This window comes from Serratia sp. CY84636 (genome assembly GCF_052166245.1).
GTDB classification, from domain to species: domain Bacteria; phylum Pseudomonadota; class Gammaproteobacteria; order Enterobacterales; family Enterobacteriaceae; genus Serratia; species Serratia nevei.
Genome location: NZ_JBJNOX010000002.1, coordinates 183,033 through 206,396 on the forward strand (window position 1 = coordinate 183,033; position 23,364 = coordinate 206,396).

The 23,364-nt window shown below is 58.3% G+C and carries 25 protein-coding genes; 9 read left to right on the forward strand and 16 right to left on the reverse strand.

Features of this window, described 5'->3' with window-relative positions; genetic code table 11:
- Positions 1-40: 40 nt before the first annotated feature.
- The 4 genes from ACJ8QI_RS05285 to ACJ8QI_RS05300 all read right to left on the reverse strand — a co-directional run bounded on the left by ACJ8QI_RS05285 (position 41) and on the right by ACJ8QI_RS05300 (position 4,811).
- Positions 41-1,594 (reverse strand): peptide MFS transporter, encoded by a 1,554-nt coding sequence (locus ACJ8QI_RS05285; protein WP_046686847.1) that lies wholly within the window; start codon positions 1,592-1,594, stop codon positions 41-43.
- Positions 1,595-2,067: 473 nt separating this feature from the next.
- A complete protein-coding gene (gene mdtG / locus ACJ8QI_RS05290) occupies positions 2,068-3,306 on the reverse strand; it encodes a multidrug efflux MFS transporter MdtG (protein ID WP_442532173.1) in 1,239 nt (412 codons plus the stop codon).
- A 199-nt stretch (positions 3,307-3,505) separates the two neighbouring features.
- Positions 3,506-3,790 (reverse strand): YciI family protein, encoded by a 285-nt coding sequence (locus ACJ8QI_RS05295; protein WP_336842920.1) that lies wholly within the window; start codon positions 3,788-3,790, stop codon positions 3,506-3,508.
- A gap of 100 nt (positions 3,791-3,890) precedes the next feature.
- Positions 3,891-4,811 carry a Kdo(2)-lipid IV(A) acyltransferase gene (locus tag ACJ8QI_RS05300; protein ID WP_038875457.1) on the reverse strand — a complete coding sequence of 307 codons (921 nt, stop codon included), beginning with the start codon at positions 4,809-4,811 and terminating at the stop codon, positions 3,891-3,893.
- Between the two features lie 50 nt (positions 4,812-4,861).
- Between ACJ8QI_RS05300 and ACJ8QI_RS05305 the strand changes: the two genes are divergently transcribed.
- Together ACJ8QI_RS05305 and trhO are read left to right on the forward strand one after the other, a co-directional pair.
- Positions 4,862-5,158, forward strand: coding sequence for a hypothetical protein (locus ACJ8QI_RS05305; RefSeq protein WP_127554732.1), 297 nt, complete (start codon positions 4,862-4,864; stop codon positions 5,156-5,158).
- Positions 5,159-5,191: 33 nt separating this feature from the next.
- Complete coding sequence (gene trhO, locus ACJ8QI_RS05310; protein ID WP_442532174.1) at positions 5,192-6,259, forward strand: oxygen-dependent tRNA uridine(34) hydroxylase TrhO; 1,068 nt, start codon at positions 5,192-5,194, stop codon at positions 6,257-6,259.
- Between the two features lie 43 nt (positions 6,260-6,302).
- On the opposite strand, the gene ACJ8QI_RS05315 is transcribed toward trhO, so the two are convergent.
- Positions 6,303-6,881, reverse strand: coding sequence for a YceI family protein (locus ACJ8QI_RS05315; protein WP_060440214.1), 579 nt, complete (start codon positions 6,879-6,881; stop codon positions 6,303-6,305).
- Positions 6,882-6,904: 23 nt separating this feature from the next.
- Complete coding sequence (locus tag ACJ8QI_RS05320) at positions 6,905-7,459, reverse strand: cytochrome b (protein ID WP_147839471.1); 555 nt, start codon at positions 7,457-7,459, stop codon at positions 6,905-6,907.
- Between the two features lie 442 nt (positions 7,460-7,901).
- Here ACJ8QI_RS05320 and ACJ8QI_RS05325 point away from each other — a divergent pair, with 442 nt between their 5' ends.
- A complete protein-coding gene (locus tag ACJ8QI_RS05325; RefSeq protein WP_203088798.1) occupies positions 7,902-8,960 on the forward strand; it encodes an AI-2E family transporter in 1,059 nt (352 codons plus the stop codon).
- On the opposite strand, the gene ACJ8QI_RS05330 is transcribed toward ACJ8QI_RS05325, so the two are convergent.
- The 8 genes from ACJ8QI_RS05330 to pyrC all read right to left on the reverse strand — a co-directional run bounded on the left by ACJ8QI_RS05330 (position 8,908) and on the right by pyrC (position 14,481).
- Entirely contained in the window at positions 8,908-9,912 is a 1,005-nt protein-coding gene (locus ACJ8QI_RS05330; protein ID WP_442532175.1) for a zinc-dependent alcohol dehydrogenase family protein, read from the reverse strand. The two genes, ACJ8QI_RS05325 and ACJ8QI_RS05330, sit on opposite strands and share 53 nt — an antisense overlap.
- A gap of 3 nt (positions 9,913-9,915) precedes the next feature.
- Positions 9,916-10,032 carry a DUF2770 family protein gene (locus ACJ8QI_RS05335; RefSeq protein WP_004927822.1) on the reverse strand — a complete coding sequence of 39 codons (117 nt, stop codon included), beginning with the start codon at positions 10,030-10,032 and terminating at the stop codon, positions 9,916-9,918.
- 122 nt (positions 10,033-10,154) lie between these two features.
- Positions 10,155-10,781 (reverse strand): LuxR C-terminal-related transcriptional regulator, encoded by a 627-nt coding sequence (locus ACJ8QI_RS05340; RefSeq protein ID WP_038875489.1) that lies wholly within the window; start codon positions 10,779-10,781, stop codon positions 10,155-10,157.
- Positions 10,782-10,997: 216 nt separating this feature from the next.
- On the reverse strand, positions 10,998-12,113 hold the full coding sequence (gene solA / locus ACJ8QI_RS05345) for an N-methyl-L-tryptophan oxidase (protein WP_442532176.1): 1,116 nt from the start codon (positions 12,111-12,113) through the stop codon (positions 10,998-11,000).
- 141 nt (positions 12,114-12,254) lie between these two features.
- Positions 12,255-12,509, reverse strand: coding sequence for a biofilm formation regulator BssS (gene bssS / locus ACJ8QI_RS05350; RefSeq protein ID WP_004927812.1), 255 nt, complete (start codon positions 12,507-12,509; stop codon positions 12,255-12,257).
- Between the two features lie 201 nt (positions 12,510-12,710).
- On the reverse strand, positions 12,711-12,989 hold the full coding sequence (locus tag ACJ8QI_RS05355) for a hypothetical protein (protein WP_159317894.1): 279 nt from the start codon (positions 12,987-12,989) through the stop codon (positions 12,711-12,713).
- A gap of 130 nt (positions 12,990-13,119) precedes the next feature.
- The gene (gene dinI / locus ACJ8QI_RS05360; protein ID WP_038875499.1) at positions 13,120-13,359 is read right to left on the reverse strand and encodes a DNA damage-inducible protein I; all 240 of its coding nucleotides are present in this window, start codon (positions 13,357-13,359) and stop codon (positions 13,120-13,122) included.
- A 75-nt stretch (positions 13,360-13,434) separates the two neighbouring features.
- The gene (gene pyrC / locus ACJ8QI_RS05365; protein WP_060440211.1) at positions 13,435-14,481 is read right to left on the reverse strand and encodes a dihydroorotase; all 1,047 of its coding nucleotides are present in this window, start codon (positions 14,479-14,481) and stop codon (positions 13,435-13,437) included.
- 213 nt (positions 14,482-14,694) lie between these two features.
- Between pyrC and ACJ8QI_RS05370 the strand changes: the two genes are divergently transcribed.
- Entirely contained in the window at positions 14,695-14,982 is a 288-nt protein-coding gene (locus ACJ8QI_RS05370; RefSeq protein WP_015377446.1) for a putative quinol monooxygenase, read from the forward strand.
- A gap of 61 nt (positions 14,983-15,043) precedes the next feature.
- On the opposite strand, the gene rne is transcribed toward ACJ8QI_RS05370, so the two are convergent.
- The gene (rne, locus tag ACJ8QI_RS05375) at positions 15,044-18,403 is read right to left on the reverse strand and encodes a ribonuclease E (protein WP_442532177.1); all 3,360 of its coding nucleotides are present in this window, start codon (positions 18,401-18,403) and stop codon (positions 15,044-15,046) included.
- Between the two features lie 552 nt (positions 18,404-18,955).
- Between rne and rluC the strand changes: the two genes are divergently transcribed.
- Complete coding sequence (rluC, locus tag ACJ8QI_RS05380; protein ID WP_442532178.1) at positions 18,956-19,915, forward strand: 23S rRNA pseudouridine(955/2504/2580) synthase RluC; 960 nt, start codon at positions 18,956-18,958, stop codon at positions 19,913-19,915.
- A 6-nt stretch (positions 19,916-19,921) separates the two neighbouring features.
- Here the strand turns inward: rluC and ACJ8QI_RS05385 are convergent, their stop codons facing one another.
- On the reverse strand, positions 19,922-20,503 hold the full coding sequence (locus ACJ8QI_RS05385; RefSeq protein ID WP_060419540.1) for a Maf family protein: 582 nt from the start codon (positions 20,501-20,503) through the stop codon (positions 19,922-19,924).
- Positions 20,504-20,644: 141 nt separating this feature from the next.
- Between ACJ8QI_RS05385 and yceD the strand changes: the two genes are divergently transcribed.
- The 4 genes from yceD to ACJ8QI_RS05405 are packed head-to-tail and all read left to right on the forward strand — an operon-like array spanning position 20,645 to position 23,356.
- Positions 20,645-21,166 carry a 23S rRNA accumulation protein YceD gene (gene yceD / locus ACJ8QI_RS05390; protein WP_004927780.1) on the forward strand — a complete coding sequence of 174 codons (522 nt, stop codon included), beginning with the start codon at positions 20,645-20,647 and terminating at the stop codon, positions 21,164-21,166.
- Positions 21,167-21,182: 16 nt separating this feature from the next.
- A complete protein-coding gene (gene rpmF / locus ACJ8QI_RS05395; protein ID WP_004927778.1) occupies positions 21,183-21,350 on the forward strand; it encodes a 50S ribosomal protein L32 in 168 nt (55 codons plus the stop codon).
- 11 nt (positions 21,351-21,361) lie between these two features.
- Positions 21,362-22,396, forward strand: a complete 1,035-nt coding sequence (plsX, locus tag ACJ8QI_RS05400; protein WP_071845251.1) for a phosphate acyltransferase PlsX — start codon at positions 21,362-21,364, stop codon at positions 22,394-22,396.
- Positions 22,397-22,402: 6 nt separating this feature from the next.
- On the forward strand, positions 22,403-23,356 hold the full coding sequence (locus ACJ8QI_RS05405) for a beta-ketoacyl-ACP synthase III (protein WP_025302411.1): 954 nt from the start codon (positions 22,403-22,405) through the stop codon (positions 23,354-23,356).
- Positions 23,357-23,364: the final 8 nt, after the last annotated feature.

Sequence of the window (23,364 nt, forward strand, 5' to 3'; positions counted from 1 at the left end):
GCCTCGAGCGCCGGTTTGCGAGATAAAAACGGGTTATCCGTCAGGCGTTGGTCGCCGGTTTTTGCGCGCTCTTGGACTGGGTATTTTCCAGCATGCGGCGAATCGGCACGATCAGCACGATCAGCACGGCGGCGCAGATCAGCAGCGCGACGGAGCAGCGAGCGAACAGATCCGGCAGCATATCCAGCTGGTCGGCCTTGACGTGGCCGCCGATCAGGCCGGCGGCCAGGTTGCCCAGCGCGCTGGCGCAGAACCACAGCCCCATCATTTGCCCGCGCATTCTCTCCGGCGCCAGCAGCGTCATGGTGGCCAGCCCGATCGGGCTCAGGCACAGCTCACCCAGCGTCAGCATCAGGATACTGCCCACCAGCCACATCGGCGATACGCCGGCGCCGCCGTTGCTGAGCACATTCTGCGCGGCCAACATCATCAGGCCGAAACCGCCGGCGGCGCACAGGATACCGATCACGAACTTGGTGATGCTGCTCGGACGCACGTTATTGCGCGCCAGCGCAGGCCAGGCCCAGCTGAACACCGGCGCCAGCAGGATGATGAACAGGGCGTTGATCGACTGGAACCACACCGCCGGGATCTCGAAGCCGCCGACCATGCGATTGGTGTAATCGTTGGCGAACAGGTTGAACGAGGTTGGCTTCTGTTCAAACGCCGACCAGAAGAACGCGGCGGAGATCAGCAGAATGAAGCACACCAGCAGGCGTGCACGCTCTTTGCGGCTCAGGCCGGCAAAGGCGAACAGGTAGATGAAATACAGGGTGACCGACGCGGCGATGACGTACACCAGCACGCTGGCTACCTCAACCGGGTTGATGACGATGGTGCCCTGAGCGATCAGCACGATGACCGCAGCCAGGACTACCGCCAATGCCAGCAGCCAGGCGCCGACGCCTTTTTTCTTCGCGACCGGGCTGTTCCAGGTGGAATCCAGGCCCACTTCGCGGTCATAGCGTTTCATCGCCGGTACGGCGAACACCCGGAAAATCACCAGCGCCACCAGCATCCCGATACCGCCGATGCCGAAGCCCCAGTGCCAGCCGTGTGATTTGATCAGCCAGCCGGAGATCAACGGGGCGATGAACGAACCGATGTTGATGCCCATGTAGAACAGCGAGAAACCGCCGTCGCGGCGCGCATCGCCTTTCTTGTACAGCGTGCCGACCATCACCGAGATACAGGTCTTGAACAGGCCGGAACCGAGCACGATGAACATCAGGCCGATGAAGAACAGGTTGGTGCCCATCACCGCGGACAGGGCGATCGACAGGTGACCGAGGGCGATCAGGATAGACCCGTACCAGACGGCCTTGCGTTGGCCGAGCCAATTGTCCGCCAGCCAGCCGCCCGGCAGTGCCGCCAGGTACATGCTGCCGGCGAAAATGCCGACGATCGCCGACGCGTTCTCACGCGCCAGACCCAGACCGCCGTCGTACACGGTGGCGGCCATAAACAGGATCAGCAGCGGACGGATGCCGTAGAACGAAAAGCGTTCCCACATTTCGGTGAAGAACAGAGAACCCAGCGGATAGGGATGGCCGAAGAAGGTCCGGCTTTCTGACTTATTGACAGAGGATTGCATAACGATTTCCCAATAAAAAGGCGCTGCATGGCTGCAGCCCGTACTGTGGTTGTATGTGTATTTAATGAAGGCGATCCGCCCAATGCGGATTACCCGACAAAACCGCGGCTGCAACGCTGATAAACCGTGGAAAGCGTGCTGACCTTTTTTCACTTGGCCGATGGTTCACATCTGGCGTGATATTATTTAACCATTTGATAACTGGTCGTTGGTTTTGTCTAGTACCTGTATCCCATTTTTTAGACGAAAAGTCGACAAGCATCTCCTTTTCTGGTTTTTCTGTTGGTTGTGGCGGGAATATGATTGACAGCGGGTTTTATGCGCTGAAAGTTAATTAATTGTTGATAAACAAGATGTTGAGGTAAGAATGTTCCGAGTGGGCCGAAAATTCGCAGGCCCGAAGGAAGCATTATTAAAAGTAGGGGAAACGCGGCGTTGATCCGGCCAATGGCGGAAATTGGCGATAAATGCAGCTATTGTTCTTCCTGCAGCGTGTCTTCCCGCATGTAGCCCGGCCGCCGCCGCAGACACCACCAGGAATAACCGGCGTTGAACAGCACCACCAAAGCGGTGACGCCGAAGACTGCACGAAAACCGTAGCCGGCGGAGACCGCGGCGCCAAGCAATGGGCCGCTGACGTTGCCGACGTCACGGAACGACTGGTTATAGCTGAAAATGCGGCCGGCCACCTGATTGGTGCAGTTGTAAATCAGCAGCGTCTGTACCGCCGGCAGCAGCGCGCCGTCGGCCGCCCCCAGCAGAAAGCGCAGCACCCCGAGCTGCCACGGCGTTTGCACGAAGGCCATCGGGATCAGCAACAGCACCGAGACGATCAGCATACATATCAGAATGCGCTCCGGGCCGATGCGATCGCCCAGCTTGCCCAGCCGTGGAGCGCTCATCAACGCCGCGATGCCGGGCACCGAGGCGATCAGCCCGCTGATAAACGCCAGGTTATGGGTGGCGCCGGCCAGATCGCGCACATACAGCGTCAGGATCGGCGCAATTGAGCCAGTGGCAATCTGGATAATCATGGTAGTCACGAACAGGCTGAGCACCAGCTTCGGGTTTTTCAGCGAGGCAAACACCTGCCGTGCGTGCAACATGTCGCGTTTTTGTACCGGGGTGAATTGCTCTTTGACATACAGCAGCGTCAGCACGAAGCAGACGAACAGCACCGCAGCGGTGATGTAAAACACCGGGCGCAGACCATAGAGGTCGGCCAACAGGCCGCCGATCAGCGGGCCGATCAGCGCACCGCCGACACCGCCGGTTGACAGGGTGCCGAGCGCCCAGCCGCTGCGGTTGCGTGGCACCTGGGTGGCGATCAGCGCGTTGGCGTTGGGTATGAACCCGCCAAGCAGCCCCAGCACCGCTCGCAGCGCGAGAAATTGCCAGACCGTTTGCGCCATGCCCATCAGCACCATGACGATCGCCATGCCCAACGCTGAGCGCAGCAGCATCAGTTTACGGCCGCGTCGGTCGGCCAGGGCGCCCCAGAATGGCGCGGCGATAGCGGAAAACAGGAAGGTGATGCTGAACAGCAGACCGGACCACATGTTGAGCGCCTGATGGCCGGTTACGCCCAGCGTCTCTACATACAGCGGCAGAAACGGCATCACCAGGCTGAAGGCGGCGCCGGTGAGGAAACACCCTACCCAGGCGACGAAAAGGTTGCGTTTCCAGTTAACGGGTTCTGCTGCCGAAGCCATAAATGTCCACTGCCGAAAGGTGACGCGCTTTGCCGGCGGCAAGATGAAGGGGCAAAACGTGAAAGTTAGCTTGGTAAGTATGCGCCGCCAGCGCGGCGACGGCAAACGAGGGGGCAAGGATTGGGCAAAAAATGAAATAAAGTTTTAAAAAAGACGTTTAAACCTTATTCCGCGCTTAGCGCGCGGAATTTACAGTGTTTTATAGTCCGGCCAGCGCCTCGAAACCGGCGGCGGTGGTGGTGGCGCTAAAGTCGGTGACCTCGTAGTGGGCCACGGCGTTGAAGGGATCTTCGGCCAGGATGGCATCCAGCCGCGCACGCTCAATGCCCTTGGCCAGGATCACGCCGCCGGTACGGGGATTTTTGCGGCCGGAGGCGACGAAGGTGCCGTCCTGAAAATATTTCTTAAGCCAGGCGATGTGCCCGTCAAGGTGGCTGTCGACTTCGACGATCGGGCGATGGTAGGTCAGGCTGACAATGTACATAGCGGCTCCAGGTTGGCGGCAAAGGCTTTACCATCCCACCCTCGCCGTCGATTCTCAAGAGGTGCGCAATAAAAAACCCGCCGGTGGCGGGTTTGCTTTATCAGTAGAGCGAAGGCTCGCCTTCCGGGCGGGTCTTGAAGCGACGATGCAGCCACATATATTGGTCAGGCGCCATCAGGATCTCTTTTTCCACCACTTTATTCATAAAGGCGGCGGCCTCGATTTCATTATCCAGCGGGAAGTTTTCCACCGCCGGTTGCATGATTAGCTCATACCCTTTGCCGTCCGGCAGGCGGCGCGGGGTGAACGGAATGATTGCCGGTTTGCCCATCCGCACCAGCACGTAGCTGCCGGTGGTGGTAGCGGCCTTGTCGACCGCGAACAGCGGCACGAAAACGCTGCTGCGCGGGCCGTAGTCGTGATCCGGCGCATACCAGATGATATCGCCCTGTTTCAGGGCGCGGATCATGCCTTTGACGTCCTTGCGATCCAGCATCGACTTGTTGGAGCGCATGCGCCCCCAGGTTTGCAGCCAGTCCATCAGCTTGTTGTCGTGCGGGCGGTAAACGCCGATGCCCGGGTTATGAATGCCGAAGATGCGCGCGCCCAGCTCCAGCGTCAAAAAGTGCAGGCCAATCAGCAGCACGCCCTGGTGGTTGTCGCGCGCCTTTTGGATGTGTTCCAGGCCGCTGACCTTGAACCAGCGCTCGATGCGCCAGTTAGGCCAAAACCACGCCATGCCGGTTTCAAACAGCCCCATGCCGACCGATTCGAAATTCTTTACCACCAGTGCATCGCGTTCGGCCTGCGGCATGTCGGGAAAACAGAGCTCGAGGTTGCGTTGGGCGATAGCGACGCGGCGCTTGAGAAAGCGCATGGCAAACCGCCCGATCGAGGTGCCGAGCCAGTAGATGACGGGGTAAGGCAGCAACACCAGCAGATACAGCAAGCCGATGCCGACCCAGGTCAGCCAATAGCGTGGGTGCAATAAGGAGCGATTGAAAGTAGGAACTTGAGTCATGGGTTCTCTGTTTGAATACGGTTGTTTAAGTGTAATGACAGAGTCATAGCATGGTCTGGCAGCCGGGTGAGTTCGGCCGCAAGGTTCGTTTCTGCCGTTTGTTTGCGACTATTGTGGCATTTTTCTCGTGCTCCGGGAAAACACAACGCATTAAAATCCCCTTTTCGGCGTTAAATATGCATCAGGTGCCGGATTTTTCCACAATATTTCCCGCTAAAGGCCAACGGCAATATCATGGCCGGGCATTATTCAGGAGCAACCGTGTAGGCATGATGGCGGGGCTGCGCGGCGGCGGTTTTTCGGGTATGATGTGCGCCGCGCGCGGGCCGGCAGGCTGCGCGCGATAATCAGTCACCTCCCGAAAGACAGGAAAGTACACCATGCCAGTGTTACATAACCGAATTTCTAACGAGGAACTGAAGGCGCGCATGCTGGCGGAAACCGAGCCTCGCACCACAGTTTCTTTTTACAAATACTTCTCCATCGACGATCCCAAAGCGTTTCGCGACAGCCTGTACGTTCAGTTCGAAAAACTGAAGGTGTTCGGCCGCATCTACGTGGCGAAAGAGGGCATCAACGCGCAGATCAGCGTGCCACAGCATAATTTCGACGCGTTCAAAGCCGCGCTGTTCGCCTCGCACCCGGCGCTGGATCAGGTGCGCCTGAACATCGCGCTGGAAGACGACGGCAAATCCTTCTGGGTGTTGCGCCTCAAGGTGCGCGAGCGTATCGTGGCCGACGGCATCGATGACGAGAGCTTTGACCCAAGCAACGTTGGCGAGTATCTGCAGGCCGATCGCGTCAATCAGATGATCGACGATCCGAATACGGTGTTCGTCGATATGCGCAACCACTATGAGTACGAAGTCGGTCACTTCGAAAACGCCATGGAGGTGCCGTCGGATACCTTCCGCGATCAGCTGCCGATGGCGGTGGAGATGCTGCAGGACAGCAAAGACAAAAACATCGTCATGTACTGCACCGGCGGCATTCGCTGTGAAAAAGCCAGCGCCTATATGCTGCACAACGGCTTTAAAAACATCTACCACGTGGAAGGCGGGATCATCGAGTACACCCGCAAAGCGAAAGAGCAGGGGTTGCCGCTGAAGTTTATCGGCAAAAACTTCGTGTTCGATGAGCGCATGGGCGAGCGCATCTCCGACGATGTGATCGCCAACTGCCACCAGTGCGGTGCGCCGTGCGACACCCACACCAACTGCAAGAATGACGGCTGCCATCTGCTGTTCATTCAGTGCCCGAGTTGCGCCGCCAAGTTTGAAGGGTGCTGCAGCGAGATTTGCCGCGAAGAGCTGAAGCTGCCGCGCGAAGAGCAGCGCGCGCGCCGTGCCGGCCGTGAAAACGGCGTCAAGATCTTCAATAAGTCGAAAGGCTTGTTGCAGACCACGATGCACATTCCGGCACCGGAAGAAGAAGGCCCAGCCCGCTGAGCCTGCGGAAATGAGAAGCCCGGCCGCCAAGCCGGGCTTTTTTTTATTTCTCGCGTACGCCTTCTACGGAGATGATCAGCTCAACGTCTTGCGACGCCGGGCCCAGATCGGTGGTGATGCCGAAGTCTTTCAGCTTGATCTTGCCGTTGGCTTCAAAGCCGGCGCGGTAGCCGCCCCACGGATCGTTGCCCTGGCCAATCAGTTTGGCGTCCAGCGTGACCGGCTTGGTCACGCCGTTCAACGTCAGGTTACCGACCACCGCATAACCGTCGCCGCTTTTCTTCACGTCGGTGGATTCAAACTTGGCCTGCTTGTTCTTCTCTACGTTGAGGAACTCGGCGCTGCGCAGGTGCTTGTCGCGTTCGGCGTGGTTGGTGTCGACGCTGGCGGTATTGATGGTCACGTTGACCTTGTCCTTGGACGGATCTTTTTCGTCGAAGGTGAAGCCGCCGTCGAAGTCTTTAAAGCTGCCGTACAGCCAGCTGTAGCCCAGGTGCTGGATGCGGAATTCGATAAAGGCGTGCTGGCCCTGTTTGTCGATCTTGTAGTCCGCCGCCAGTGCGGAACCGGCGCTCAGCAGTAGGGCGCCTGCGGTCAGGCCCAATACGGTCTTTTTCAACATAGCAATCTCCATAAATCCAAAGGTTAATCGGCGCTGCTACCCAGCATCCGTTTCAAAGTGACATCACGATCGATAAAGTGATGTTTAAGCGCGGCCAGCCCGTGCAGTACCGAGAGCACTACCACGGCCCAGGCCAGGTAAAGGTGAATGGCGCCGGCGGTATCGGCTTGCTCCGCCATGCCGGTCACAGTGGCGGGCACGTCGAACCAGCCGAATACGCTGATCGGTTGGCCGTCGGCGGTCGAGATCAGATAGCCGCTGATCAGAATGCCGAACAGCACGGCGTACAACGCCAGATGCGCGAGAATGGCGCTGACGCGAGTGAGGCGACCATAGCTGGCCAGAGGCTTGGGCGGCGGCGAGACAAAGCGCCAGATCACGCGGATCACCATGATGATGAACAGCAGCGCGCCGATGCTTTTGTGGATCTCCGGCGCCTGGTGGTACCAGACGTCGTAATAGCCCAGCGTGACCATCCACAGGCCGAGTGCGAACATGCCGTACACCGTCAGCGCCACCAGCCAGTGGATCAACACTGACACATGGCCGAAACGATCGGCGGTATTTTTCCAGAGCATCCTGTTTCCTTCGATTACCGATTGGCTGGCTGCAATAATTAAACTTTAGGAAACATAAAATCAATAATAAATTTAACTATGTTACTTCTTAGAAATATTAGTCAGTGAATTTGTTTGAGATGTTCGGAGTTCATCAGATAAATCGTTGAAGATGATATTATTTTTTTCACGTAATGATTATGCTAGTTGTTGAAAATTAGGCTTATTATCTATTAATGTCAGCTTTTGTCATTTTACGTAAACCGTCCATAAATTGCTCGGTGGGATTATTTGTTGGCAAAGGTTATGCCTATTTCTCGCGGCGAAGAGCAGGGCGGAAAGATTAATTTTTTCGAACGGTTACGCGAAATCCTCTGCGGCATAACGGCGGACTTTGCTACCATTAGCGCCAAGCGTCGGCTCTTGATGGCCGGCTAACCCAGTGAAATAACAAGGAAACGTCATGGGCCGAACCCGTGTAACCGACAACAGCCTGCGTTTGGCCGTCCTGCTGGCGATGTTGGTGATCATTCTGGCTGGGGTGAAAGCCGCCGCCGACATCGTGGTGCCGTTTCTACTGGCGGTGTTCCTCGCCATGGTGCTGAACCCGCTGGTGGCGATGCTGGAACGCAGACGGGTGCCGCGCATCCTTGGGGTGACGCTGCTGGTGACGGCGGTGATTGTGGTCGTGATGCTGTTCATCGGCATGCTGGGCGCTTCGCTGAACGAGTTCGCCCGTTCGCTGCCGCAGTACCGCGGCATGATGATCGAGAAACTGCGCGAGCTGCAGTATTACGCCGATCGCTTCAATATCAGCCTCTCCAGCGAAGCGATGCTGCAATATGTCGATCCCAGCGCGGCGATGAATCTGGTTACCCGCATGCTGGGGCACCTGTCTGGCGCCATGACCAACGTCTTCCTGCTGCTGATGACCGTGGTGTTTATGCTGTTCGAAGTGCAGTTGCTGCCTTATAAGCTGCAGCAGGCGCTGGATAAGCCGAATGAAGGCCTCGCCGCGATGCGGCGGGCGCTGGACGGCGTGACGCGTTATCTGGTGATTAAAACCATCATCAGCCTGGCTACCGGGGTGATCGTCTGGATCTTCCTGGCGGCGGTCGGCGTACGCTTTGCCTTTATCTGGGGGCTGCTGGCATTTCTGCTCAACTATATTCCCAATATCGGCTCGGTATTGGCCGCCATTCCGCCGCTGATTCAGGCGCTGCTGTTCAACGGATTGGGTGATGCGCTGGTGGTGGCGGGCGGCTTTATCGCTGTCAACATGGTGATCGGCAATATCCTCGAACCGCGGGTGATGGGTCGCGGGCTGGGGTTGTCGACGCTGGTGGTGTTCCTGTCGCTGATTTTTTGGGGCTGGCTGCTCGGCCCGGTCGGCATGCTGCTGTCAGTGCCGCTGACGATCGTGGCGCGCATCGCGCTGGAAACCACCGAGGGCGGTTATCGGCTTGCGGTTATCCTGGGCGACGGCCGCCCGCCGCGTCAGCCTCCGGCGCCGCCGGAGTGAGGAAGATCTTGCCGTTCACACCGGGCTGCACAGCGTGTTGCAGCGCCGCTGCGTACTGATATAAAGGGTAAATCGCGGCGGGCGGGCGCAGCGTCAGCTGGCCGCGCCGCAGCAGCTGGAATAGCTGATAAAACGCCGTTTGCCACTGCGCCGGTGCCGCCTGCGCATTCCATTTACGCAGGTGGAACAGCGAAGCGCGCAGCTTCAATTCGTCCACCACGCGCCGCCAGTCCACCTGGCGCCCACCCAGCAGGCCCAGCGCCACAAAATTGCCGCCGGTGCGAACCGCCCGCGCCAGCTGCAATCCGTCTTCTCCGCCGATGCAGTCGATAGCGGCGCGGGCGCCAAAGTGGGGCATTTGCGCCAGCTGCGGCGCCTCAATAACGCGCCAGGCACCGGCGGCCAGCAGCGCCGGGCGATGAGTGAGGTTGCGCACCACCACCGCCAGACGAATGCCACGCAGCGCCGTCATCTGTGCCAGCAGCAGGCTAACGGCGGAGCCGCCGCCGTTGAGCAGCAGCACGTCGCCGGCGTTGAGCGGCAGCCATTGCGTCAGCAGCACCCAGCAGGTGAGCGGGTTGATATAGATTTGCGCCGCGCTGGCGTCGTCGATGTCGTCCGGTACCCAGACCACCCGTTCTTCAGGCAGCGTGACGAAGGTTTGCCAACTGCCGTCACCCGCTACCGCCAGTGCGCGTCGGCCGGTCGAGCGTCCGCTTTGCGGATCGACGATGACGCCTACGCCTTCATAGCCAGGCACCTGCGGCAGGGCGATGCGGTGCGCGTATTGGCCGTGAATCGGGATCAGGTCGGAAGGGTTGATCGGGGCATAGCGCATCTGCAGCAGCAGCCGGCCGGGGCGCAGCGGCGGCCTGCTCGTCTGCTGCAGCGCCAGCACCTGGGCGGGATCGCCGAAGCGGCTGAAGCTCAATCGGGGAAATGACGGCGGCATGGGTTACATCACGAAGAAAAAATAGACATCCAGCGCCAGCAGCACCAGCCACAGACAAAGATACAGCACCAGGTGCTCACGCACGTTGTTGACGATAGCCGCCAGTATTCGGTTTAACATTTCAGCCGCCTGAAGAAAGAGACCTTTGATTATAGTCCTTTTCTCGGCACCTTTTATAGCGGGGCGCGCGTGAGCGCTGGAAGAGTGGCGATAAAAAAGCCTGCGTTATCGCAGGCTTGATGTTACACCGCCAGCAGCGCCAGCGGCGTCGAATTCGTTGGTGCGCTGGGCGGGTAGAAATAACGCAGCACGTTATACAGCGAGTAGAACTCCAGCCGGTTGCGCGCGTTGATCTTCTCCGTGATGTGACGCTTGTGCACATACACCGTATGCGAGCTGATCTGCAGCTTTTTCGCGATGCGGTAGTTGGGCATTTCTGCCATCCAATATTTCATCACCGTCAGTTCCTGCGGGCTGAACAGGGAACGCTCTTCGCCGTCATCGGCCAGCGCCAGCGGATTTTCGCGCAGCGTGCGCAAGGTGAGCGGCAGAATGCTTTTATTGAACAGGAACGCGTTATCGGCGATGCGCATTGGCGTTTCGCTGTAGGGGTAAGGCGTATCGAGATAGATAAACAGCAAGGCAGACTGACTGGCTTCCATAAACGCCAGCAGCTGTGCGTCCGCTTCGTTATAGCGGCACTGGTTGCTGAGGTTCACCAGAATGTGGCTCGGCTGAAAGCTGGCCAACAGCGGCGTAGCGTACTCAATGCTGTGGCAGCACTTGATCGTTGTAATCCCACTATCAGCAAAGTAGCTGGCTATACCGACCCGGGTGAAGCAGCATTCGTCCACGACAAGTAGTTTCATGGTGACGTCCTTGTTGAAAGCCGATGGAGCATATCTTCTGTAAAATAGGACTTACACTGCAAGTGTTCAATTCGGAAATTCAAATGCTGAATGCAAGAAATTTCCGTTATCAGAATTTTTACTTGGTATTTAAAAGAGTTAGCAGGTTAATAAATTGTAACTGCCAAATTTTGCTGTCCAGGGCACGACGGCAACCTGGACAGAGAAATCCTTCGCTTAGCTAAATCGTTTCAGACCAAAGCTGGCGACGTCGACCGGCGGCGCTTTGTCCTGCGCGAACAGGGCGGCAATCTCACCCAGCGCGCTGGCGAACTTGAAGCCGTGGCCGCTCAATCCGCTGATGACCATCAGGCGATCGCACTCCGGCAGGGTATCGATAATAAAGTCTTCGTCGGGGCTCATGTCATAACTGCAGGCTTCGCCGTGTAAACATACGCCTACACCCGGCAAAAACTGCCGCAGGAAGGAGAAAACTTCGGTGCCGTCGCTGGCGTAGCTACCGAAGGGTTTGTGCTGCTCGGGGGCGTCCATCGGCTGTCCGCCGTCGTGTTTACCCACTTTCAGGCCGTCGTTATCCGCCGGGAAGCCGTAATAGTGTGTGCCGTCCTGCGCTTCGACGGTAAAGGCCGGGAAGCGATTGTTCACGCTGTAGCGGCCGTCCGCCTGATGCCAGGAGAATACCTTGCGCAATGGCGCAATCGGCAGCTGCGGCAACAGCGCTTTCACCCAGGTGCCGGCGGTGACCACGGCTTTTCGCGCCGTGAAACGCCCTTCGCCGGTGACGACTGCAACGCCGCCATCGATAGGCTCCACCGTGGTGACCGGGCAGTTGAACAGCTGGCTGCAGCCGGCCTCTTTCGCCAGCTTGATCAGGCTGGCCACCGCCAGCTCGGAGCGCAGGAAGCCGGCGTCCGGCTCGAAAACGCCGACGTAACCGTCTGGCGCGCGGAATTCCGGCCAGCGTTGAGCGATCTGTTCGGCACTGAGGGTTTGTGCGTTCAGGCGGAATTTCTGCGCGCTCTGCTGAGCATTGCGAATGAATTCGGAGTGCTGCGGCCCCAAATTGATCACGCCGCACGACTGGAACAGTTCCTCGCCGGATTGTTGAATCAGCGCATTCCACAACGCCTGTGCGCGCAGCACCAGCGGCACGTACTTTTCACCTTCGCCGTAAGCGTGACGGATGATGCGGGTATCACCGTGATGGCTGCCGTTGCGGTGCGGGGGAATGGCGCTGTCGATCATCAGCACTTTCAAGCCGGCCCGGGTAGCGTAATACCCTGCCGCCGCGCCGACTGAACCGCTGCCCACCACAATCAAATCATATTCCACGTGCCCACCCTCTCTGATAGCGATTTCTTATCGCCCCATGATAAAAGGTTGCCGAGCGCAATGCACTGATTGAACGGCGAAAGGCAAAGAAAAAGGCGCCGGGAATGGGTCGCGGCGCCTCAGGGGTTAGGGGACGATGAATCAATGTTTTCTGCGATCAAGATCCTGGTAATCCGTAGCTTCAATCTTGGCGATGCCGGCCTCTAAGATATTGATTAATTGACGGGCGACATCTGTGGTCAGCCAAAGCGTTCTGTCTACTTGGGCTTCTTCTGGCGTTTGGTCTAGTGAAGACAGGTAATGAAGGCGTATCATCATGGCGTCGTAAACGTCGACAGTACTGATATCCCAACCGACAAGCGGGTGCGTCTGAATTACTTCATCATTTCTGTCCATAAAGACCCCTTATTGAGTAGTAACTACCGTGAGTGACTAACGAGGATCAATGCGGCTCATCATCATGAGAGCAATTACAGTATACGCATCCGCTTTCATCGGTGGAGGGGGTTGTCACCGAAATTTGCAAAATAAATATTTATTTGAACAATTATTCTACAAACCGGTATGCGAATTTTTGGATGAGTAAAGCGCAGGGCATTATTCCGCGCCGGTTGGCGGCGGTGAACCGTGCAGGCATTTTTCCAGCTCTTCGGCCAAATGGGCGAAATGTTTCTGCGTTTCGGCGTCGCGGTTCTGGCTGTGCGATTCCAGCTTCAGACTGTGGATCAGCAGTTGGTTGGCTTTGTCATCCAGGCTGAAGGCCAGATAAGAGAAAGCCACTTCCAATACGTTCAGGCGCCTTTTCTGATCGGCAATCAGCGCCAGCAATTCACCAAACGTCATCGCGTCTTCGGATTTCACCTTGTCCGGGGCCATGCTTACTCCTTTGCGTTAAATACAGCGCTGAGGCGGATTTTGTTCCAAAGTAAGGGTAAGCGATGAATGGGCAGGGCGCCAGAAACAAAAAAGCCGGAGAGCGACCCCCGGCAAAAACAGCATTGCAGTGTTATTCTGCGCTGAACCACTCGTCCGCGCTTTCCCAGGTTTCCTGAAGGATTTCCTCGATCAGATCCCGGTCGGTTTTGGCGCCTCCCAGCACGGAGAGGCCGTTGGCGCCGGCATAACGTACTTGCACGACGGCGTCTGGAAACTGGCGATTGACCCGCTTGCCCAGTTCGCCGGTCAGCGCCTCAATGGCACCCGCCGGCAGCGGCCGGGTTTTATCTATAGTGACTTCAACACGCATAATTGCCCCCGAAGCGATTTACTGTTTATTTATACAGTTAACCGGGTGCGGGAGCAAGAGGGCGAAGCAAAAATATCAGTTTTTCAGCGACCAGTTCAGGGTTTCACCGGCCAGGAAGGGGATCACGGATTCATTGCCCAGGGCGATCTCTTCCGGTTGGGTGGTCGGCACGCGCTGCAGCTCGATGAAGTCTTCGTTGAGCGGCAGACCATAGAAGCGTGGACCGTTGAGCGAGCAGAAGGCTTCAAAGTGTTCCAACGCGCCGAGTTGTTCGAACACGGCAGCGTAAGCCGGGATGGCATTCGGCGCGTTGAAGCAGCCGGCGCAGCCACAGCTGGATTCTTTGCGGTGCTTGAGATGCGGCGCGGAGTCGGTGCCGAGGAAGAAACGATCCGAACCGCTGGCGACCGCCTGACGCAGCGCTTCCTGGTGGACATTGCGCTTGAGGATCGGCAGGCAGAACAGGTGTGGGCGAATGCCGCCCACCAGCATGTGGTTGCGGTTGAACATCAGGTGCTGTGGCGTGATGGTGGCGCCGAGGAAACGATTGCCTGCCTGCACATATTGCGCCGCTTCTTTGGTGGTGATGTGCTCGAAGACGATCTTCAACTCCGGGAACTGGCGGCGGATAGGTTCCATGACCTGTTCGATAAAGCGCGCCTCGCGGTCGAAAATATCGACGGCAGGATCGGTCACTTCGCCGTGGATCAGCAGCGGCATGCCGATTTTTTGCATCTGTTCGAACAGCGGGTAAATGCCGGTCACGTCGCTGACGCCGTGGCTGGAGTTGGTCGTAGCGTTGGCCGGATACAGCTTGGCGGCGGTAAACACCCCTTGCTCGAAGCCGTTGACCAGTTCACTGGCCGCCAGGGAGTTGGTCAGGTAGCAGGTCATCAGCGGAGTGAAGTTGTGGCCCTGCGGGACCGCCGCCAGAATGCGATCGCGGTAGGCGCGCGCGGCGGCCACGGTCGTTACGGGGGGAACCAGGTTCGGCATCACGATCGCCCGGCCAAATACCTGGCTGGTATAGGGCACCACCGTTTTCAGCATCTCGTCATCACGCAGGTGGATATGCCAGTCGTCTGGGCGGCGGATTTTCAGAACTTGAGGTTGTGCGGTCATCTAGCTAGGCTCCGGCGGTCAAATACGTCTAATGAAAAGCGAATAATGGGTTTATTCACGCCGGGGTGTAAGGATAAGCGGAAAGTGCCTGAGATGCATCTGTTTGTTGGCGACAAGTTGAAATCAATAGGGCGGCGGGCGCATAGTGGCAGAGATTTCAACGATGCCGACGCCAATACCGTCGACCTTCATCAAGTGGAAAGGGAGAAAGCAATGGAAGTACGCGTTATCGCCACCCTGCAAGCGAAAGCGGGATTTGAAGCCGCCGTCAGCGAAGCGGTGCACGATATTATCGAGCCGAGCCGCCAGGAGTTGGGCAACCTGCAGTATGATTTACATCGCGATCTGGAAAAGCCGGGCGTCTTCGTGTTCTTTGAGCGTTGGGCCAGCAGCGAAGCGCTGGATAAGCATAATGAGACGGCACATTTTCAGCAGTTCGTCAGCCGGCTTGACGGCAAGTTGGACGTTTTGGACATCAAGAAACTGAAAAAGATAGCCTGAGCCTTTTTACAGGCAAGAAAAAACCCGCCGATGGCGGGTTTTTTTAGGGTTGCAGATTAACTCATTCGTTAACCGGCTGTGGCTTGGTGGCCGGCGCGGTCGCCTGGCTCACCGCCGAATGGCCGCCTGCCGAGCCTTTGCCTTCAAAGTTGAAGGAAGGGCGTTGCCAGTCGCTGTGCTTGCGTTCTTCCGGCACGTAGGCCGGCGCAGGCGCTTTGGTCATCGGCGCAGTGGCGATGTGTTTGTACAGCACGTCCTGCACGGCTTTCACCGGTGCCGGCTGCTGAGCAACCACAGGCGCAGGTTCCGCGGCGATTGGCGCTGGGACTTTTTCGACCGGAGCGGCTTCTACGGCGGCTGGCGCAGGTGCGGCTTCTGCCACTAGCGTTTCTTCCGCTGGCGTGGCTTCTACCGGTGCAGTTTCGACCACAGGCTTCTCTTCAACCACAGGTTCTGCAGTTACGGCTTCAGCTACCGGCTCGGCTTCCACTGCCGGGGCAGTCTCTTCCGTTTTCGGTTCTTCAACTGCGGCAGGTGCCGGTGCGGCTTCCACCGGCGCCGGGGTTTCCTCGGCCGGGGTGGCAACGACCGGTGCCACGGCTGCAGCTTCTTCCGTTACGGTGACGGCTGCAGTTTCAACGGCGGCTTCTGGTGCCGGCTCGTTGACGCTGGCCGCAGCCTGAGTTTCTTCCACGGCAACGCTGTGTTGTTCAACCGCTGCGGCGACAACCGGTGCCGCTGCCTGTTCTACGGCTTCGGCCTGCACTTCGGTTTCTTCAACCTGAGCAACCGGGTAGCTTACCCAGACTTTGCCCGACGCCATTTCCGGCGAAGCGAACGCGCCCGCCAGCGGCATTGGGGATTGCAGCGGGTAACGCTCATCGCGGTAACGGCGGCGGCGCTGGCCGCTGACGCGCAGGTGACGCGGTGAACGACGGGAGCGACGCGGCATGCCTTCGCCGTTGCCGCGGTTTTCGCCCTGGGCATCGTCTTCCGGCTGAGCGGCAACGGTTTCCGGCAGCAGCTTGACGCTGTCGTTGGCGGTCGGCTGTGCGTCGGCGGCTTTCGCGACCGGCGCTTTCGGCGCCAACAGCTCTTCCGCTGCACGCTGCAGTTCTTCTTCCGCAGACAGGATGCGCACTTTCTGCGACAGAGGGCGGCGCTGACGGCGCTGCATGTTCTGCTGCTGGCGTTCTTCCTGCTCTTCGTCGGTGCTCTCGACCGCTTCAACGCTTTCCAGCGCTTTCACTTCCTGCTGAGCCTGGCGCTTCTCTTCCTGACGACGACGCTGGCGTTCAGCACGTTGCTCACGACGCTGCTGCTGATCTTCGCGCGGCGCTTTAGCGCTTTCTTCCGAGGCGGCTTCCTCAGCGACCGGTGCGTTCTGCTGCTGGTTGCGGCGGTTACGGCGCTGTTCATCGCGGGATTCACGCGATTCACGGCCTTCACGGTTCTCACGCGGTTCACGGTTGTCGCGCTCGCGATTGTCACGGCCTTCACCGCGCTCTTTACGCTCGCCGCGTTCCGGACGATCGCCACGCTCACCGCGCTCTTTACGGCCGGTGCCTTGACGGCGCTGACCGCGACGATCCTGACGACGGTTTTCACCGTTGCCTTCCGCCTTCGGCGTTTCGGCCGGTTTGGCTTCTTCGACGGCAGGTTGTTCTTCACCGGCGAACAGGCTCTTCAGCCCCCCGAACAGGCGGCCCAGGAAGCCCGGCTTGGTGGCGACCGGCGCTGCGGCTTGAGCCTTGGCGGCGGCAGCGGCAGGCTTGGCCACGGCGACAGCTTCTTCAGCCGGCGGCGGCGCATCGGCGGACAGGGAGAAGGAAGCCAGGGCCGGTTGCTCCGGACGCTTGCGTTCCATCGGCGCATCTTCCAGCGGGCGCTCCATGTCTTCTTCATGCAGCTTCGGCAGCAGGTAGCTCAGGGTAGAGGTTTCCTCACCTTTACGCACGCGCAGCACCGAGTAGTGCGGGGTTTGCATCTGATCGTTCGGCACGATGACGGCTTTCACGCCGCCCTGGCGTTTTTCGATCGCGCTGACGGATTCGCGCTTTTCGTTCAGCAGGTACGAAGCGACCTGAACCGGCACGATAGCGTGAACTTCTTTGGTGTTTTCCTTCAGCGCTTCTTCTTCGATCAGACGCAGGATGGACAGCGCCAGCGATTCGTTGTCGCGGATGGTGCCGGTGCCGTTACAGCGTGGGCACACGTGGTGGCTGGACTCGCCCAGCGACGGGCTGAGGCGCTGACGGGACATTTCCAGCAGGCCGAAACGGGAAATGCGGCCGATCTGGATGCGCGCACGGTCCTGGCGCACGGCGTCGCGCAGGCGGTTTTCCACTTCGCGCTGGTGGCGAACCGGCGTCATGTCGATGAAGTCGATGACGATCAGGCCGCCAAGGTCACGCAGGCGCAGCTGGCGAGCGATCTCGTCCGCCGCTTCCAGGTTGGTGTTGAACGCCGTCTCTTCGATGTCGCCGCCGCGGGTTGCGCGGGCGGAGTTGATGTCGATGGCGGTCAGCGCTTCGGTGCTGTCGATGACGATCGAGCCGCCGGACGGCAGGCGCACTTCACGCTGGAAGGCGGATTCGATCTGCGATTCGATCTGGTAGTGGCTGAACAGAGGGATTTCACCGCTGTACAGTTTAATTTTGCTGCTGAAATCCGGGCGGCCCAGCGCAGCGATGTGCTCTTTGGCCAGATCGAGAATTTTCGGGTTGTCGATCAGGATTTCGCCGATGTCCGGGCGCAGGTAATCGCGGAAGGCGCGCACGATAACGTTGCTTTCCTGGTGGATCAGGAACGGCGCAGGGCGGCCTTCGGCGGCTTTTTTAATCGCTTCCCAGTGCTTCAGACGGAAGGAGAGATCCCACTGCAGCGCGTCGGCGGATTTGCCTACGCCCGCGGTGCGAACGATCAGGCCCATGCCGTCCGGCAGTTGCAACGAGGAGAGCGCTTCTTTCAGCTCGGTGCGATCGTCGCCCTCGATGCGGCGGGAAATACCACCGGCACGCGGGTTGTTCGGCATCAGCACCAGATAGCTGCCCGCCAAGCTGATGAAGGTGGTCAAGGCGGCGCCTTTGTTGCCACGTTCTTCTTTGTCTACCTGAACGATGACTTCCTGGCCTTCGCGCAGCACATCTTTGATGTTCGGGCGGCCATGGGAAGAGTAATTGCTAGGGAAGTATTCGCGGGCGATTTCTTTAAGGGGGAGGAAACCATGTCGTTCTGCGCCGTAGTCCACGAACGCTGCTTCAAGACTTGGTTCAATGCGGGTGATTTTGCCTTTGTAAATATTCGCTTTTTTCTGCTCATGACCCGGACTTTCGATATCCAAATCATACAGCCGCTGTCCATCTACGAGGGCAACACGCAACTCTTCCTGCTGAGTTGCGTTAATCAACATTCTTTTCATCTTAACTTACTCGTTATTTTTACATTATCGACAAAGCTGCGGGCAAAATAACCTCATGGCCGGAGTTAAACCGAAAGCCCCGTGTCTTCTCGCAAAGCCGTCAACCTCACGGTTGTCGCCTGCATAGGGGCGCATTATCTCGGTAAGCCTGCTTTTCTTTGTGAAAGGCAGCACTTTTACTAGGGGAATAGCCTCTGATTTACGTCGACAGATCTGATTCCATTTGCCGGCCAAGCTGCAACCCGCAGCCCGCTAATTGTTTGATTTCGCATTACGTCTTACGCCATTGCTGCGTTTTTGCGCGATCAGACAAATTTTATAATTCCACCGTTTTCCCTGTTTAACGAGAATCAACGCGGAAAGTGACTGCATTATTCCACTGCTGATGCCGTTATAGCAAGGTGACTTTTCCTTAACTGCGGAAGAAATCGCAAACGTTCAAATCGGCTTGCTGCCTTATTGTCCGCTGGGGTTTCGCCCGCCGTCAGAGAGACAGTTAAGCACAGAAAAAGATGTGGCGCTATTCACGCGCTCTATTTAGAATCCCGCACCATGAAAACGAACAATCCAGCAGTACAATTCATCACGATTTCCGACGACGAAGCTGGTCAGAGAATCGACAACTTTCTGCTCGCTCGCCTGAAAGGCGTGCCGAAGAGCATGATTTATCGCATCGTGCGTAAGGGCGAGGTGCGGGTCAATAAAGGACGCATCAAGGTCGAATACAAATTGGCGGCCGGCGACGTGGTGCGCGTGCCGCCGGTATGGGTGGCCGAGCGCGAAGAGACGCCGGTGTCGGCCAAGCTGGATAAGGTTGCCGCACTGGCAGACTGCATCCTTTATGAAGACGACCACCTGCTGATCCTCAACAAGCCCTCCGGCACCGCGGTGCACGGCGGCAGCGGCCTGAGCTTCGGCGTAATCGAAGGGCTGCGCGCGCTGCGCCCGGAAGCCCGTTTCCTCGAGCTGGTGCACCGTCTGGATCGCGACACCTCCGGCGTGCTGCTGGTGGCCAAGAAGCGCTCCGCGCTGCGCTCGTTGCACGAACAGCTGCGGCTGAAGGGGATGCAGAAGGATTATCTGGCGCTGGTGCGCGGCCAGTGGCAATCCCACTGCAAGGCCGTACAGGCGCCGCTGCTGAAAAACATTCTGCAAAGCGGTGAGCGCATCGTGCGCGTCAGCAGCGAAGGCAAGCCTTCGGAAACCCGCTTCAAGGTGGAAGAGCGTTACGAATTCGCCACCCTGGTGAAGGCCAGCCCGATCACCGGGCGCACCCACCAGATCCGCGTGCACACGCTGCATGCCGGGCACCCGATCGCCTTTGACGATCGCTATGGCGACCGCGAGTTCGATCGCCAGCTGGCGGGTACCGGCCTGAAGCGGCTGTTCCTGCACGCTGCGGCGCTGCGCTTTGAGCATCCCTCCACCGGCGAAACGATGCGCATCGAAGCGCCGATGGACGAAGAGCTGCGCCACTGCCTGCAGGTGCTGCGCCGGCAGGCGGCCAAGTAATCCGCGTCAGACCAGCGGGTTGATGCCCTCAGCCCGCAACATCTCCAACAGCGCGATCAACGGCAGGCCGATCAGGGCGTTCGGGTCCCGGCCTTCCAGCCTGTCGAACAGTGCGATCCCCAATCCTTCACTCTTAAAACTGCCTGCGCAGTTCAGCGGTTGCTCCAGGCGAACATAGGCAGCGATCTCCGTTTCGCTCAGCGCGCGAAAATGCACGTGGAACGGCTCGCACAGGGCCTGCAGCTGCTTGCTACGGCCGTTGTACAGCGCCAGGCCGGTATAAAAAGTCACGGCCTGGCCGCTGGCCTGGCGCAGCTGCGCCCGGGCGTTCTCCTCGGTATGGGGCTTGCCGGTGATGTTGCCATCGATCACGCAGACCTGATCGGAGCCGATGATCAGATGCTCGGGATAGGCGAGGGCCAGCGCCTGAGCCTTCGCCGCCGCCAGGCGCAGCACCAGCGCTTCGGCGCTTTCACCCGGCAGTGGGGTTTCATCCACCTCGGGTGCGGCGCAGTCGAAGGGCAGCTGCAGCTTCTCCAGCAGCATTTTTCGATAGGGGGAGGTGGAGGCTAAAAGCAATCTCTGCATAATTTTTTTCGCAAACCGTAGCGTAAATGGGTACGGCATTTTAAACTGTCGGCCGCTGTGGAAGCGAATATTGGTGAAAGGAGCCGTTTTACGGCCTTTTTCTTTGACTCTATGTCGTTACAAAGTTAATATGCGCGCCCTATGCAAAAGGTAAAATTACCCTTGACCATTGATGCGGTACGTACCGCTCAGAAACGCCTGGACTATGCTGGTGTCTATGCGCCTGAGCAGGTTACTCGTGTTGCCGACTCCGTGGTCAGTGTGGACAGTGATGTCGAGGTGTCGTTGTCGTTCAATATCGACAATCAGCGCCTCGCGGTGATAACAGGGCATGCGGACGTCACGGTAACGTTGATGTGCCAACGCTGTGGAGTCCCGTTCGAACATCAGGTTCACACAACATATTGTTTTAGCCCGGTCGTCAATGATGAGCAGGCTGAGGCATTACCGGAAGCGTACGAACCGATCGAAGTTGACGAGTTTGGCGAAGTCGATCTGTTGGCAATGATTGAAGACGAAATTATTCTTTCACTGCCTGTCGTTCCGGTACATGAATCTGAACACTGTGAAGTGTCCGAAGCGGACATGGTATTCGGCCAACTGCCTCCCGAGGCGGAGAAACCGAATCCGTTTGCCGTATTAGCCAGTTTAAAGCGTAAGTAATTGAGGAGTAAGGTCCATGGCCGTACAACAGAATAAACCAACCCGTTCCAAGCGTGGCATGCGTCGTTCTCACGATGCTCTGACCACGACTACTCTGTCTGTAGACAAAGTATCCGGTGAAACTCACCGTCGTCACCACATCACTGCCGACGGTTTCTACCGCGGTCGCAAGGTTATCGGCTAAGTAGCGATACCTTGACTCGTCTAACCCTGGCGTTAGATGCAATGGGCGGGGACTTCGGTCCCTGCGTCACAGTGCCTGCTTCGTTGCAGGCACTGGCCTCTAATTTACAGCTTCATCTCCTGCTGGTCGGCAATCCCGACGTCATCTCCCCTTTGCTTGCCCATGCCGATCCGGTTCTTCTGGAGCGTCTGCAAGTCGTGCCCGCCGAGTCCGTGATTGCCGGCGACGCCAAACCTTCACAAGCGATACGCGCCAGCCGCGGCACGTCGATGCGCATTGCGCTCGAGCAGCTCAGCAGCGGAAACGCGCAGGGCTGCGTCAGCGCCGGCAATACCGGCGCGCTGATGGGATTGGCGAAGCTGTTGGTCAAGCCGCTGGAGGGCATCGAACGCCCGGCGCTGATGACGGCGATCCCGAATCAGCAACGCAGTAAAACCGTGGTGCTGGATCTGGGCGCCAACGTTGAGTGCGACAGTACCATGCTGGTGCAGTTTGCCGTGATGGGTGCGGTGATGGCGGAAGAGGTGATTGGCATTGCGCAACCGCGGGTGGCGCTGCTGAATATTGGCGAAGAAGAGACCAAAGGCCTGGATAATATCCGCGAAGCGGCCGCTGTGCTAAAAAATACTCCGGCAATCAACTATATTGGTTACCTGGAAGGAAACGAACTGCTCACCGGCAAGACCGACGTGTTGGTTTGCGATGGCTTCGTGGGCAACGTCACCCTGAAAACCATGGAAGGGGTGGTCAGGGTGTTCTTATCGCTGCTGAAATCGTCCGGCGACGGAAACAAGCAAGCGTGGTGGCTGAAATTGTTGGGCCGTTGGTTGCAAAAACGGGTGGTTAAGCGGTTCGGCCACCTGAACCCCGACCAGTATAATGGCGCATGTCTGTTAGGATTGCGCAGCACCGTAGTCAAGAGCCACGGCGCTGCGAACCCTCACGCGTTTGCAGTCGCAATCGAACAGGCTGTGCAGGCGGTGCAGCGGCAAGTCCCGGAAAGGATTGCTGCGCGCCTTGAGGCTGTATTACCTAAGAGTGACTGATCGTACATGTATACAAAGATTCTCGGTACGGGGAGTTATTTGCCCGTACAAGTGCGCACCAATGCTGATTTGGAAAAAATGGTGGATACCTCTGACGAGTGGATCGTCACGCGTACCGGTATCCGCGAACGTCGCATCGCCGCTGCGGATGAAACCGTTGCGACGATGAGCTTCCAGGCCGCTGAGAAAGCGCTGGAAATGGCAGGTGTGGCTAAAGAAGACATTGGGCTGATCGTCGTGGCGACCACCACGACCACTCACGCGTTCCCGAGCGCGGCGTGCCTGGTGCAGCAAATGCTGGGCATCAAAGACTGCGCGGCGTTCGATCTGGCTGCGGCCTGCGCCGGCTTCACTTACGCGCTCAGCGTGGCCGATCAGTATGTGAAAAACGGCGCGGTCAAACATGCGCTGGTTATCGGCGCGGACGTCTTGTCGCGCACGCTGGATCCTGAAGATCGCGGCACCATCATTCTGTTTGGCGATGGCGCAGGGGCGGTGGTGCTGGGGGCTTCTGAAGCGCCGGGCATTCTGTCTACCCATCTGCATGCCGACGGCAGCTACGGCAACCTGCTGACGCTGCCGTACAAAGATCGTCAGAATCAAGACAAGCCGGCCTATGTCACCATGGCGGGCAACGAAGTCTTCAAGGTTGCGGTTACCGAGCTGGCGCGCATCGTCGATGAGACGTTGCAGGCCAACAACATGGACCGCAGCGAGCTGGATTGGCTGGTACCGCACCAGGCCAACCTGCGCATCATCAGCGCAACGGCGAAAAAACTGGGCATGGGAATGGACAAAGTGGTGGTGACGCTCGATCGTCACGGCAACACCTCTGCCGCCTCGGTGCCTTCCGCACTGGACGAAGCCGTGCGCGACGGGCGAATTCAGCGTGGCCAACTGGTGCTGCTGGAGGCCTTCGGCGGCGGCTTTACCTGGGGCTCGGCGCTGGTTCGTTTCTGATTTGGACA